The sequence below is a fragment of the Paraburkholderia sp. FW306-2-2C-D06C genome (assembly GCF_058781505.1).
In genome coordinates, this window is sequence record NZ_JBYSWU010000007.1 from 1 (window position 1) to 13,118 (window position 13,118).

A 13,118-nucleotide genomic window follows, 5' to 3' on the forward strand; every position below is an offset into this window, starting at 1 on the left:
GCCTCAAGGATTCGCTACGCCGGGCTTACGCCCGTCCTTGACCCGCCAAACCTACCCACTCAAAATTCAAAAGAGGCCATCAACGGAGAAAGGCCGTTTGAAAAACGTAGCCTTGGCGCTAATTGCATCGCTTGTGCTCATTTTGCTCATGACATGGATTGCCCACGCGTATCAGACAGGCACCCTGAAGTGATACGGGCACGACCTTCCAGAAGTGCGCTTTTCCTGGCGTCTCCTACGAACGGTCAATCCCGGTAAATTCGAAGCAGATTCTGTTTTGCGGGCTAGCGCGGCAGCCGCCAATGTGGCGGAGGGCACCGTTTCGTGCGGCGACGCCGCGCACTCGATCAGATCCATTGGCGGTCATCGGCACGACCGCGCCTGTCGGCCCTGAGCAACGTCACACCGACAACACTCCCGGCAACCAGCATGGGCTCTCTGAGCGGGCTCAAACCTGCTTCTCCGAATCTCGCAGTCATGAGCAACTCGACGAGGTCAATCTCTTTCGAACAGCGTGGCTGTTTGGCCGCCTCCGCGAGGCACGATCAGCAACCCGAACAAATGACCTCCGACTGCCAATTTCGCTGGAGCAACTCGATTGCACGCGCCAGCACAGCAAGCTTGCTTCAAATACTAAAGATCACGTGATATGATGAAAGCTGTTTGTTAGGTTTACTGAGCGAGATGTAATCCCAAAATTACCAGCGGAGAACAATCCCATGAGGGAACTGACTATTAATGAATTGGAGCTTGTTTCCGGAGCCACCATGTCTGGCGATATTGCTATGGCTGTTGCTTCCGGATGGATGGGATTGATTGCGGGAGCGGCAATTGGTGGCTTGCCCGGTGGCGTAGTTGGTTTCGGTATGGGCGCCGCCGTGAGCGTTGGTCTTGCCTCGAGCGGCGGCACATTCGGACGAGATGACCAAGCCGGCACCGACTACTCCGGCTGCGACTACCACTAATCCTCTAGCCCTTAACCGAAAGGAGCTTGGCCCGCCACTGGCGACGCCAAGCTCGACAGCGAATTCTATGAGTATTCGATTCAGTGTTTCGTCCTCTGACTTCATTGAGCAGTACCAGGAACAGCAACCACTCCTGATGAAGGCTGCCGCCTCCACCGGAGTTTTCTCGTGGCGAGACGTCAATGAGATTTTTGAAAGAAGCGACGTTGCGTCCAAAGATTTCAAGCTTTCCTGCGACGGCATCCGGCCCAAAAATGAGTACGTCGAAAGCTATCTTGATGTCGGAACCTTGCGGCACCGGCTGATCAAGCCTGCCATTTACGATTTCCTGAAAAAAGGCGCGACGTTGATTGCGAACAAGATCAGCAACGAGCCCAAGGTTCACGCCTTCTCGAAACGTATCGCGGATTACACAGGCAGACGGGTGGTCAGCAGCGCATATGCGGCATTCGGCACCAAGGATTCGTTCCGCTGCCATTGGGATACCCGCGATGTCTTCGCGATCCAATTGATCGGCCGCAAACGCTGGATCTTGTACGAGCCGACGTTGGAGCTACCACTGTACTCGCAGCAGAGCCGGGATTACGAACACCTGTACCCTTGCCCGACCGAGCCCTATCTGGACGTTGTTCTCGAGGAGGGGGACGTTCTCTACGTCCCCCGCGGCTGGTGGCACAATCCGCTGCCGCTGGGCGAGGGAAGCTTTCACCTGGCGCTCGGCACGTTTCCTGCCTATATGATCGACTATCTCAGTTGGGCGCTGAACCAGATGCCTGACTTTCTACCCGCAAGAAAATCGCTGCGCGACTGGGAACACGATGAGGACACCATCGCCGACATCGCCATGCATGTTGGTGCCCTTCTAAACGACCGGGAAAACTACATCCGCTTCATGGATACGTTCGTTTGTGCCACGCGTGTCGAATCTCCATTGGCCATCGAGATGTTCGGAAATGCGGCTGCCGGCAGCGTTGATGAGCATACCGGCCTGCGCTTGGCGACAGATGCGTGTCACAATGGCTTACCCGACGGTTACGTCCTCGCCAACGGTACAAAACTCAACCTGAGCGAGCAAAGCCAACGGCTCATTCACTGCATTGTGGAGTCCCCTGGGATCACCTTGGCTAACGTGACGGCCCGCCTTCCCGAGCTGGATACGCAAAAGCTGCGCCAACTCGTCAGCGATCTCTGCGGGCAAGACATCCTGGAATTGGTCCGTCACTGACGGCGCTTTGCATACCTGAATCCATATTCCAATAGCCATGAAAATCCAATTTATGTTTGTGCTCACATGGCTCATTCCCGAGCTAAAAGGTCTTTCACGGAGCGAAATCGAGTCCATGGTGGAAATCGCAAGGCAATTTTCCATTCCGCGAATCAGAAAGTATTCCGGATATTGCTTTGTTGCTTCACTCTTCGCACCCTTTATTTTTTTTGTTTCCCTATTCATCAAGTTAGGTCTCGTCCCGAGCGAGAACCATTTAGTTTTTATTGGAATGATGGGATTGATTCCAATGCTTTCAACGCTTTCTGGCTCCCTTTTGACATCAATATTTAACTCCCTTATTCTCAAGCCGGCAATCTACGATCAGTTGAATAAAAAACCACGGCCCCCACAGGCATCTGCCTAAGCAATCCGGCAATGGCCCCGACCATTCCTACTCGCCCTCCTGTCCCTTGGGCTCACAGGCACAGCGCATGCGACTACCCTCGTCGACGCAGCCAACGCCGAGCGAGGCCTCGACTCAGACATTTCTTCCGCCCGTAACGGCGTTATTGCATAAATCACATGTGAAGGTCGAGGTCTCGCAGTGATCATGAATTCAAGCAATGTGGACGGACTGCGGGCGGGCGAGCACCGCCATGCGGTTGAGTACGTCCACGCGAACGGCCAGCTCGGCGCCCTGGGATCCGACCTCCCGCTTACACATATTTGATGGCCCCTCTATTTCGCCCTGAGGCACAGCAGGCGCACCGTATATGCACGCTCGGTGAGATCGTGCTTGTACGCCCCGTGTCTTTTACACTCCTAACGGTTGCCGTTTTGTGTATTGCTGTGTCCGTTATCCTGTTCTTCGTCTTCGGCACCTACACTCGTCGCACTACGGTCGACGGCGTGGTCATGCCCGATTCCGGGATCGTCAAGGTCTATGCTCAACAACCCGGCATCGTGATCGAGCGGGACGTCGTCGAAGGCCAGCGCGTGACGCGCGGTCAGGCGCTCTACACGGTTTCGACCGATTTGCAGAGCTCAGCCGAAGGCCTGACCCAAGCTGCGCTTATCGCGCAGGCGCGCCAAAGCAAGGCGTCGCTGCAGCAGGAGATGGGCAAAACGAGGCTTTTGCAGCGCGACGAGCGCGATACGCTACGGACCAGGATCGCCAGCCTACGCGCCACGCTCGGTCGCATCGACGAACAGCTTGCTGCTCAGCGCCTGCGCACGTCCATCGCCGCTGACGGCGCGAAACGTTACCGGAGACTGCTGGCACAAGACTACATCTCGATGGATCAGGCACAGCAGCGCGAGGCCGATTTGCTTGATCAGCAATCGAAGCTGAACGGACTTGAGCGCGAGCGCTCGAGTACCGTGCAACTCCTCGCGGAGGCGAACAGCGAATTTTCCGGCCTTGAACTCAAACATCATAATCAACTCGCGCAGATTGATCGTCACGTGATCGAAGTCAACCAGAACCTGATCGAGAGGGAGGCGAGGCGGCAGATCGTAGTTGTCGCGCCCGGATCAGGTGTTGCGACGGCAGTGATTGCGGAAGTCGGTCAAACCGCTGACGCGTCGCGCCCGCTCGCGAGCATCGTGCCGGACAATGCCCGCTGGCAGGCGCATCTGTTCGTGCCGAGCGCGGCCGTCGGTTTCGTGCATGTCGGCGATCCCGTTCGGATCCGCTACCAGGCGTTTCCCTATCAGAAGTTCGGTCAGTACCCTGCGACCGTGGTGTCGATCGCTCGCACCGCGCTTTCTGCGGCCGAGCTCGCGACAAGCGGCGCGCCCACCGGTTTGCAAGGCGGCGAAGGCGCGTTCTACCGTATCACCGTCGCGCTGCAGTCGCAGCACGTCACCGCCTACGGCAAGCAGGAGCCACTGCAGGCAAGCATGGCGTTGCAGGCCGACATTCTGCAGGAACACCGCCGCCTGTACGAATGGGTGCTCGAACCACTGTACAGCCTCACCGGCAAACTCTGACGCGGCACTCGCACATGTCATTCCTCGACCGACTTTCATTCGGCGTCGGCTGCAAGCTGCCGCTGATTCTGCAAACCGAAGCGACCGAATGTGGCCTCGCGTGCCTCGCGATGATCGCCGGCCATTACGGTCATCACGTCGATCTGTCGACGCTGCGTGGCAGGTTCCCCGTCTCACTCAAAGGCACAGGACTCAATCAGGTGATCGAGATTGCGCAACGGCTCGATCTCGGCACCCGTGCATTGAGACTCGATCTCGACCAGCTCGATCAGTTGCGCCTACCGTGCATTCTGCATTGGAACTTCAATCACTTCGTCGTGTTGAAGGAGGTCAGCGGCAAGAGCGCGCTGATCCACGATCCTGCGCAGGGCGTGCGCAAGCTGTCACTCGAAGATATCTCGCGCTCATTTACCGGTGTCGCGCTCGAACTCTGGCCGACGAGTGGCTTCCAGCCGCGCACAGCGGCGCCTGCCGTCAAACTGCGCGAGCTGCTGGGTCCCGTTTCCGGGTTGTCGCGCTCGCTCGGCCAGATTCTGCTCCTTGCACTCGCGCTCGAAGTGTTCTCGCTCGTTGCCCCGTTTTTCCTGCAATGGGTGATCGACGAGGTAATCGTCAGTGCCGACCGCGATCTACTCACCGTGCTTGCACTCGGCTTCGGCCTGCTGCTGATCATGCAGCAGGCGACGAACGCAATTCGCACGTGGGCGCTGATGTACTTTGGCACGACGCTCAACGTGCAATGGCGCGCGAACGTGTTCACACACCTGCTCGGCCTGCCCGTCCGGTATTTCGAGCGTAGGCATCTGGGCGATGTCGTGTCCCGTTTCGGCTCGATCGACGCTATCCAGCAGACGCTCACGACGTCGTTCCTGAGCGCCGTAATCGACGGCCTGATGACGATCGTCACGCTCGTGATGATGTTCATCTACAGCCGCATCCTCGGCTGCGTCGCACTCGGCGCGATGGTGCTGTACGGGCTGCTGCGCTGGCTCTGGTACCAGCCGCTGCGTCGCGCCACCGAGGAGCAGATCGTCCACGCGGCGAAGCAGCAGAGCCATTTTCTCGAGACGGTGCGCGGCGTGAAGACGATCAAGCTGTTCAATCGGCAGGCCGAGCGCCGCGCGAGCTGGCTCACGTTGCTTGTCGAGCAGGTCAACGCCAGTTTGCACGTGCAGAAGCTTCAGCTTCTGTACCAGCAGTTGAACGGCCTGCTGTTCGGCGTCGAAGGGCTGCTGATCGTTTGGCTCGGCGCGCGGATGGTGATGGACGGCCAGTTCACGGTGGGTGTGCTAATAGCGTTCAACGCGTACAAGGGCCAGTTCGACAGCCGCGTCGGCAGTCTGATCGACAAGTATTTCGAGGTCAAGATGCTGCAGTTGCAAGGCGAACGTCTCGCCGACATCGTGTTTGCTCAGCCCGAACCCGACACGAGCCTGCGGCACGTCCCCAGTGAGATGAACGAGCTTTCTGCCAGCATCGAAATGGAGGTGCTCGGTTTTCGCTACGCCGACGGCGAGCCGGCTGTGCTCGATGGCGTGTCATTAAAGATCGAAGCGGGCGAATCGGTCGCGATCGTCGGGCCGTCCGGCTGCGGTAAGACCACGCTCGTCAACGTGCTGCTCGGCGCACTCGAACCGACGAGCGGCGTAATCCGGATCGGTGGCATCGAGTTCGGCCGACTCGGACTCGACCGGCTGCGTGCGCTCATCGGCACCGTGATGCAGGACGACGTGCTGTTCGCAGGTTCGATCGCCAACAACATCAGCTTCTTCGATCCCGACTCCAATCCGCAATGGATTGCCGAATGCGCGCGACTTGCCGCGGTGCATGACGACATCGCGGCAATGCCGATGGGCTACAACACGTTCGTCGGTGACATGGGAACCGTGCTGTCGGGTGGCCAGAAGCAACGCGTTCTGCTCGCGCGCGCACTCTACAAGCGGCCGAAGATCCTGGTGCTCGACGAAGCGACGAGCCACCTCGATCTGCAGCGCGAGCAGCAGGTCAATGCAGCCGTCGGCGCGCTACGGATAACGCGCGTCATCATCGCGCACCGCCCCGAGACGATCGCGTCCGCGTCGCGTGTCGTGATGCTGGACGGCGGCAAGGTAGTCCTCGATCGTCCAGCGTTGATACCCGAACAGTCCACGAACGCCCGTACGCACTCATCCGAGGAGCGGCTTTCTCAATGAAACGTCGCTTACTACTCACCGTGTCCGTCGCAACGTTCGCGTTTGTGCCACCCATCAAAGCCCAGTCATTCGACGTGTTTCGAACGCACGATGGCGCGTCGGCCACGCCTGCCTCGCCGTTGCTCAGCAATGCATCGTGTGTACCCCAGCCCGTCGAACGTCCACTTGAGTTGGAAGACGCGATTCTCCAGGCGATCTGCTCACATCCACAGGTACGGCAAGCGTGGGCGAACGCGCGCGCGCAGGCGGCTGCCGTCGGCGTCGCCAAGGCCGCGTATCTACCGGCGCTGAACGCTACGGCGGGCATCAATCGCGACACGCGGTCGACATCCTACGACTACAGCGCGATCGGCCTCGGGTCACAGAGCCGATCTCAAAGTTCGTCCACCCAGTACGGGGTGTTGAACCTCAGCTGGGTGCTGTTCGACTTCGGCAAGCGCAGCGCCGGTCTGCGGCAGGCGCGCGAGCTGCTCGCCGCCGCCAATGTCGCGCAGGACGACGCGCTGCAGGCGGTGTTCTTCAACACGGCGCAGGCCTATTACGCCGTGCGCGACGCACTGGCGTCCGTCGACGCGGCACGCCAGACGGAAAGCGTCGCCCACGAGAGCCTCGCCGCTGCGCGCGCGAAGCATGATGCCGGGGCCGGCACGCTAAGCGACCAGTTGCAGGCGCAGACGACATACCGCCGTGCAGTGCTCGACCGCGTCAGCGCCGAGGGCGATGCGCACACGGCGGCCGGTGTGCTCGCGGTCTCGATGGGGCGCGACGCGAACGCGCCAGTGCGGATCCTCACAGCGGAACCGGTGTCGGACGACCAAGCCATCTCTGCTGGCGTCGACGCACTGATCGACGAGGCAAAAGTGCGCCAGCCAAAACTCGCGGCAGCCCGCGTGAACGTCGACGCGACCCGCGCGCAGGGCCGGCCGACGATCTCAGCGGTTGGCAGCTTCACGCAGAACAACCCGTCCTACCAGCAGCAGGCCGAGTCGTTCCCGATTTCCAGAAGCCGTAGCAGCAGGATCGGCATTCAGGTGACGATCCCACTGTTCGAGGGCTTCGCATCCGGCTATCGCATCGCCCAGGCGCAGTCGCAGGCCGACGCGCAGGAGGCGGAGCTGCGTAACACCGAGCTGCAGGTGTCGCTCGACGTCTGGAGGAGTTATCAGGAGCTGAAGGCTGATGCGATCAATTTAACAATCTCAAAAGACCTGCTTGACGACGCACAGCGCTCGCTCGACATCGCGCGCGGACGCTACAAGGAGGGCGTGGGGACGTTCATCGAGCTGCTGAATGCGCAGACGGCACTCGCCGACGCGCAGAAGCAGCGCGTGTTGGCCGTGTCGAAATGGCGGACTGCCCGGCTCAGTCTTGCGGCCAGCCTGGGAAAGTTAGGGCTATGGAAAGAGGATTGACCACGGTTCGCAGAGTCGAATCTCTTACCGCTCACGCCAGCATGGCCGTAGCGCTCATCGTCAGATAGCCTTCGTGATCCTTGGCCCACAGGTCGATGGTCTTGCCGTCGGCGGAGGGTTTGCCGCACACCGTAAAAGGCTGCCCGGCGAAGGTCGGCCGCACTGCCTTGAACGCAAAACTCTGCAGCGTCGCATCGGGCCGCTCGCGGCGCACCAGATCGACCAGCAAGGTTGCAATCAGCGGGCCGTGAACGATCAGCCCCGGATAGCCTTCCACCTGCGTGACGTACGGGTAGTCATAGTGAATTCGGTGGCCGTTGAAGGTCAGCGCGGAGTAGCGGAACAGCATCACCGCGTCGGCGTCGATGGTGCGCCGCCAAGTTTCGCCTTCCGGCGCGAGCGCCGGATGCGGCGGGCGAGCGCCCTCTTGCGGCGCGTCGCGATAGACGATGTCGTGCTCCTCTTCCAGCTTCAGTTCGCCGTTTGCCTCGATCGCGTGCTGCACGGTAACGAACACGAGACGGCCCGAACGACCGGTCTTGTCTTCGATATCGGCGATGGTGGAGGTGCGTTTGGCGCGCTCGCCGACTTTGAGCGGCGCGTGGAAGGTCAGCCGGCCGCCGGCCCACATGCGCCGCGGCAGCGGCACAGGCGGCAGGAAGCCGCCGCGCCTGGGATGGCCGTCCGGCCCGACCTCGGACAAGGGCGCCGTCGGCAGAAAATACAGCCAGTGCCACAACGGCGGCACCGTATCGCCGTTGTCTGTCCGATCGAGCGTGGCGGCCATTGCCGCCAGCGGAAAGGCCGTGATGTCGTCCTCGGTCACCGCCTCCTTGCTGAGCCAGTCTTCGAGTTTCTCGGGGGAGGCAGACATATGCGAAGTCTCCGAATACGCTGATTGGGTTTGATAGGACCTTACTATGAACCTGACGATGCGTTTCGCGAAGTTTGCATTTGCGAACCGGGCGTTTGTCTGTGCTTAAAACGCCCGCGCGGCGGGCGGACGTGGCGGCGATGCTCGCGGAGCGCGGCGAATGGGAGAGCAAGAGTCGGAGTGCGCCGGATCGGACGCGTGCTTACACTCCATCATCGCTCGATGATCGCCTGACGGAGAATGCTGATGAATATTGTTGCGAAGTGCGCGCGTTCGCTCGAGCTGGAATTGGAACCTTTGGAACTGGAACGTCCGGCTGAGCATGATGCCGGCATCGGTTCGCTGACGCAGCGCGTGGACGCGATCGACTGGTTCGATGTCGAAGAAGAATCGAACGGATATGGCTGCGCGAGAGAAACGCAACATCATGGCAGCGGAATTGCATCGCCGCATTGTCGACGTACATGTGGTCAAGCTCCACGTCTGGGTATTCCTTGCCGACTTCGGTCACGATGTCCCTCCAGAACTGAGAGGTTTCAAGCACATTGGCCTTGTCGACACTGGTGAGACGCTTGTTGCGCTTGCGCGCGGCCTGGAAGGCGACATGGGCGATGCGCTCGACCTCGGGACGCGAGTAGCGCATGGTGTCGAAGCCTTCTTCCGCACCGGGGAAATGACAGACTGCGTTGGATCTGTTGGTATCTAAAATGAACTCGCCTCTGGCGGGTCAAGAAGGCATTGTTTACCCACTTTTAAACTGTGACAAGACGACTGCTCATGCTGGTTTAAATGCTACCGTGATCGAACCTGATACCTGAAGAGTGCTGAGGGCTTTCAAGCGCGAGCATCCTCGCCCGGGCAATGCGCTCGTTTAGATAATTCAAGTGGGACACGGTTAGACGCTATGCGGCAACATGCTCTTAACTGCGCTATGAACGACTGCCTTCGGTAAATCTAAAGGTCTGTTGAGAGTCGACTACGCAAGTTCGGCATTGGACGGAGTTCGGCCGCCTTCGCTCGTTCAACCTTCTGCCATAATGAACGGTTTCGAACTATCCGAGAATATGAATCCTGCGGTAACGAGATGACAAGCGACGACCTCCACTCGTTCTTAACCTCCAATTTCGATCTGGTCATCGATCCGCTTGAGCGAGGAGACGGTCGCTCGTACTTTCTGCGGAAGGTGAATTGGCGTCCAGCATCGGCAACGAGAATACTTCGGGTCCAATACGACATGGACGGCAATGTTAGTCATATCAGGCTATGCGTCTCATCGGACAACAATAACAGCGTGTTCATACCGATACCGGTAGGCTGGACGGCGCTGCGCGAAGCAGTGGCAACCGAAATTTCCCTGTATGGTGAATGCACTGCGAACGAATCAACAAAACGCGGCGTCTAGCTGCTATCTGGAGCCGGTCTCACAGAGGTGAATTGCCGCTCAGTGGGATTTGGCAAATACGTCATGAGGCGCAGATGGAAGGACGAACAAAGCACAGAATGAGAAGGATTGCTTACATCGGCAGCGAATAGAATAGCCCAGAGGCAGTCCGCACCGCGCAACTGACCACGCCTGCGGGGAAACGGTGGCTGTGATAAAGCGATTTCGACTTCTTCATCATGCCATCTACGCGACCGACCCCGGAACCTCACAATGCCGCGACCAGTGCGCGCGAGCTTTCAACCCTACCTGAGAAGGCCTGCAGGTGCGACTTCCGTGAGCTGCTCGCCTATATTAGCGAGTCTTAACCTCGCTGACGATCGACTCGAATAACACGACTCCCACCGCCTGATTTGGCAGAATGGCGGCAACATTGCCACTCGCTGCCTGGAGTACTGACGTGCCTTCGGGTATATCCGCATGCCCAGCATAGTGCGCAGCGCTGCCATGCGGACTGAAGATCCATGTGTTTGGCCATTTTTCGCGCAGGCCATGTCCGGCAGACTTGACTGCTGCTCCAGCGGAGTAGGTTATCGGTCCGACGCGGGTTTCACGGGCCAGCGTTGCATCGCCAACGCCGAGCAGTTTGTGCTGTTTGTTCAGCAGTAACCTTGGACTGGTTAGTGGCAGTTGAAGCGGGCCAATGATCATATCGCCAGACACATCAATATTCCAATCGTCATTGTCGACGAAACCATCATCGTAGACTGTCTTGCCAGGGAGCAGCGCTGATCCTTTCGGAATCGGTGTGCCAACACGACATCACCGGGTTTCAGGTCGCGCTCGAGCGTGATCTTCCGCCAGTTCGACAGCGCGGCATCGACCGCCGACACGGACGCGAGTCTGCCGATCGGATGGCACGCAGCCTGAAAAATAGCACTCACGGTGTATGCACACGATAGCAAGCCGGGAAAGCGCACGCCGAAATAGCGCTTTTCTGTCGCTGCATTCCATCGCGGCATGCCATACAGCGAGCCGTCGTTTTGCACCGACGACGGCGCAGTGACGGCCGCTTCAGCGAGTCGTTGCGCGAGCGGCTGATCGCATTGCGTCACAAGCGTCCGGTCACTAGCGGCGAATCCCGGTGCGGCCATTAGCAGGCATGCCGTCAACCCAAGCCCGCCGATCCGGTGCAGCGCGACGCGACCGTAACTGCAACTGTTCATGGCTCAAACTCCGGATTCTGCTGTTTCGCGCAGGCTCGCAACGACGCGATGACCTCCGGCTTGCGCAGCTCGTCAATGACCGCGTCCATCTGCACCTGTGCGACCAGATCGCCCACGTGCGCAGCACGCCAGCGCAGCGAAACGACTATCGCGCTAGTCTGTTCGCCGGGCGTTTCGCCATCGTAGCCGGACACGGCCTCCAGCACGTCGGCGAGCTTGTTATAGCCGGCCGGAACGTGGCGGTTCAGCAGCCAGGCCGCGATCGGTCGCGCCGATTCCCGGTCTTCGTCGTCGAGCGCGCGGCTGATGAGCCGCGCGGCCGTGCGCCAATAACCGGGCGATGCTGCCTTCGCATACGCATTGTCGGCTTGCCGGCCTCGCGACGAGTTTGCTGCGTCGAAGGCTTTCTCGAAGTAGCGGCGCACAGCAGTCTTGTCGCGTCGGGCATCGGGCCTTCATCAATTTCCGTCTGCCAAATTTTTACCTCAACGCGTTACTGCGCCAGAACCACATTAGGTACCTGGTTTCTGGTCCCCGCCCGGAAGGCTTCGAAAAGCGCCGCGCCCTGAGGCCAGTTACCTGCTCCGCTACCCCCGTTGATATGGCCAAGTGCGCCTGCAACCACCAGCGTGCTATTCCATTGCTGGGTGCGCCGCCTGGCGTATTCGAGACTTCCATACGGATCGTTTTCGCTGGCGACGATGAGCGATGGGAAAGGCAAGGCTGCCTCCGGCGGGTCGGCAAACGCCGCGGCCTCGGCCGGGAAGACGGCGGATCGAGGGTCGGGGACGCTCACCAGGAATGCTCCGCGCACCGGTATCGCAGTCCTCGCCGCCCAGTGCGCAACCAGCAGGCAAGCAAGGCTGTGAGCGATTAACAGGGGCGGTTCGTCCGTTTCCGAGATGGCGCTGTCGAGCGAGGCAATCCAGTCTTCCAGGTCCGGCTGGTCCCAACTGGAGGGCTGGAAGCGGCGCATCGCCGGGTCTTGCGTTTGCCAATGAGTTTGCCAATGGCTTTTGCCCGACCCGCCGATCCCGGGCAGGACAATGATCTCTGAGGTCATGAATCATCCGATGATAGTTAGAAAACACGCAGACGATCATCGCCGATCCGCTCATGAATTGACATGGCAAACTATCGGTATAACCGGGTATTTGTCGATACTTTAAAAGTGCGGTGGACGATGAACGATAGAGTGCGATTTCCTTTGGATCAGACAGACGTGTTGATCATCGAAGTCATGCAGAAAGACGGGCGAATTTCGATGTCCGAGCTTGGCCGCATGATTGGCCTGTCGCAACCGGCGACTTCGGAGCGCGTCAAGCGGCTCGAGGAACGGGGAGTTCTCGTCGGCTACTCGGCGCGAATCGATCCGTCCGTGCTGGGTCTCAATCTGATGGCGGTGATTCGCCTGCGCACCACGCACGAGCACATTGGCCCATGCCTGAAATGCTTTTCGGAGATGCCGCATGTTCTGGAGGTATTGCGCCTGACCGGCGAGGATTGTTTTCTGCTGAAGGTGCTCGTACCGTCTCCCGCGGAACTCGAGACGATCGTCGATTCAATCGCGCGCTTCGGCTCCGTCACGACGTCTCTGGTGTTGCGAAGCGAAACGCCGAAATCCATCGGACGCGAGTTGCTTCGGCGACTCCACCAGCAATAGCCCTTTCTGTGGTCGCTGGCATCACGCCCGAAACTGGCGCCGATCAGAGGCAACATTGACTGGTTGTAGTAGAGGTTTGCAACCGCAAAGCCGCAGGCAACAGCGAGCCACACCGTGCTGCACGGAGTCGTCTTTCACGACGCGTCTCCGTCTTACCGCTCTCCACGGAGCGGCTGCTCACGACCAGTCACTGCCTCATCGCTTGC

The 13,118-nt window shown here is 59.5% G+C and carries 12 protein-coding genes and 3 pseudogenes; 7 read left to right on the forward strand and 8 right to left on the reverse strand.

Annotated elements, in window-relative coordinates; all coding sequences use genetic code 11:
* From AC3WLT_RS07045 to AC3WLT_RS07055, 3 genes are all read left to right on the forward strand, one after another.
* Positions 1-193: hypothetical protein (locus AC3WLT_RS07045; protein ID WP_492591185.1), on the forward strand; the 193-nt coding region annotated here is incomplete at its 5' end.
* 526 nt (positions 194-719) lie between these two features.
* Entirely contained in the window at positions 720-965 is a 246-nt protein-coding gene (locus AC3WLT_RS07050; protein ID WP_492591360.1) for a hypothetical protein, read from the forward strand.
* Positions 966-1,032: 67 nt separating this feature from the next.
* Positions 1,033-2,190: a JmjC domain-containing protein gene (locus tag AC3WLT_RS07055; protein ID WP_492591186.1), complete on the forward strand. Its 1,158-nt coding sequence runs from the start codon at positions 1,033-1,035 to the stop codon at positions 2,188-2,190.
* 598 nt (positions 2,191-2,788) lie between these two features.
* Here AC3WLT_RS07055 and AC3WLT_RS07060 read toward each other — a convergent pair.
* Positions 2,789-2,887, reverse strand: a pseudogene (locus tag AC3WLT_RS07060) (IS5/IS1182 family transposase); the annotation flags it as partial.
* A 14-nt stretch (positions 2,888-2,901) separates the two neighbouring features.
* Between AC3WLT_RS07060 and AC3WLT_RS07065 the strand changes: the two are divergent.
* Genes AC3WLT_RS07065 through AC3WLT_RS07075 form a run of 3 tightly spaced genes read left to right on the forward strand, consistent with a single transcriptional unit; the run spans position 2,902 to position 7,768 of the window.
* On the forward strand, positions 2,902-4,164 hold the full coding sequence (locus tag AC3WLT_RS07065; RefSeq protein ID WP_492591187.1) for an HlyD family secretion protein: 1,263 nt from the start codon (positions 2,902-2,904) through the stop codon (positions 4,162-4,164).
* Between the two features lie 14 nt (positions 4,165-4,178).
* Positions 4,179-6,356 (forward strand): peptidase domain-containing ABC transporter, encoded by a 2,178-nt coding sequence (locus tag AC3WLT_RS07070; protein WP_492591188.1) that lies wholly within the window; start codon positions 4,179-4,181, stop codon positions 6,354-6,356.
* Positions 6,353-7,768, forward strand: coding sequence for a TolC family protein (locus AC3WLT_RS07075; protein WP_492591189.1), 1,416 nt, complete (start codon positions 6,353-6,355; stop codon positions 7,766-7,768). The genes AC3WLT_RS07070 and AC3WLT_RS07075 overlap by 4 nt, the downstream gene beginning before the upstream one ends.
* Before the next feature lie 31 nt (positions 7,769-7,799).
* On the opposite strand, the gene AC3WLT_RS07080 is transcribed toward AC3WLT_RS07075, so the two are convergent.
* From AC3WLT_RS07080 to AC3WLT_RS07110, 7 genes and pseudogenes are all read right to left on the reverse strand, one after another.
* Entirely contained in the window at positions 7,800-8,642 is an 843-nt protein-coding gene (locus tag AC3WLT_RS07080; RefSeq protein ID WP_492591190.1) for an HTD2 family dehydratase, read from the reverse strand.
* 439 nt (positions 8,643-9,081) lie between these two features.
* Positions 9,082-9,318: pseudogene (locus AC3WLT_RS07085) on the reverse strand (isocitrate/isopropylmalate family dehydrogenase); the annotation flags it as partial.
* Positions 9,319-10,192: 874 nt separating this feature from the next.
* A pseudogene (locus tag AC3WLT_RS07090) lies at positions 10,193-10,261 on the reverse strand (IS6 family transposase); the annotation flags it as partial.
* Positions 10,262-10,377: 116 nt separating this feature from the next.
* A complete protein-coding gene (locus AC3WLT_RS07095; protein ID WP_492591191.1) occupies positions 10,378-10,746 on the reverse strand; it encodes a hypothetical protein in 369 nt (122 codons plus the stop codon).
* Positions 10,731-11,072, reverse strand: coding sequence for a hypothetical protein (locus AC3WLT_RS07100; RefSeq protein ID WP_492591192.1), 342 nt, complete (start codon positions 11,070-11,072; stop codon positions 10,731-10,733). The genes AC3WLT_RS07095 and AC3WLT_RS07100 overlap by 16 nt, the downstream gene beginning before the upstream one ends.
* Before the next feature lie 173 nt (positions 11,073-11,245).
* Positions 11,246-11,674 (reverse strand): hypothetical protein, encoded by a 429-nt coding sequence (locus AC3WLT_RS07105; RefSeq protein WP_492591193.1) that lies wholly within the window; start codon positions 11,672-11,674, stop codon positions 11,246-11,248.
* 68 nt (positions 11,675-11,742) lie between these two features.
* Positions 11,743-12,312 (reverse strand): RBBP9/YdeN family alpha/beta hydrolase, encoded by a 570-nt coding sequence (locus AC3WLT_RS07110; RefSeq protein ID WP_492591194.1) that lies wholly within the window; start codon positions 12,310-12,312, stop codon positions 11,743-11,745.
* 120 nt (positions 12,313-12,432) lie between these two features.
* Between AC3WLT_RS07110 and AC3WLT_RS07115 the strand changes: the two genes are divergently transcribed.
* Complete coding sequence (locus tag AC3WLT_RS07115) at positions 12,433-12,912, forward strand: Lrp/AsnC family transcriptional regulator (RefSeq protein WP_492591195.1); 480 nt, start codon at positions 12,433-12,435, stop codon at positions 12,910-12,912.
* The last annotated feature ends 206 nt before the right edge of the window (positions 12,913-13,118 follow it).

Coding starts and splice junctions, on each gene's coding strand:
- AC3WLT_RS07050 (WP_492591360.1), top strand. CDS start 720: ATGAGGGAACTGACTATTAATGAATTGGAGCTTGTTTCCGGAGCCACC.
- AC3WLT_RS07055 (WP_492591186.1), top strand. CDS start 1,033: ATGAGTATTCGATTCAGTGTTTCGTCCTCTGACTTCATTGAGCAGTAC.
- AC3WLT_RS07065 (WP_492591187.1), top strand. CDS start 2,902: ATGGCCCCTCTATTTCGCCCTGAGGCACAGCAGGCGCACCGTATATGC.
- AC3WLT_RS07070 (WP_492591188.1), top strand. CDS start 4,179: ATGTCATTCCTCGACCGACTTTCATTCGGCGTCGGCTGCAAGCTGCCG.
- AC3WLT_RS07075 (WP_492591189.1), top strand. CDS start 6,353: ATGAAACGTCGCTTACTACTCACCGTGTCCGTCGCAACGTTCGCGTTT.
- AC3WLT_RS07080 (WP_492591190.1), bottom strand. CDS start 8,642: ATGTCTGCCTCCCCCGAGAAACTCGAAGACTGGCTCAGCAAGGAGGCG.
- AC3WLT_RS07110 (WP_492591194.1), bottom strand. CDS start 12,312: ATGACCTCAGAGATCATTGTCCTGCCCGGGATCGGCGGGTCGGGCAAA.
- AC3WLT_RS07115 (WP_492591195.1), top strand. CDS start 12,433: ATGAACGATAGAGTGCGATTTCCTTTGGATCAGACAGACGTGTTGATC.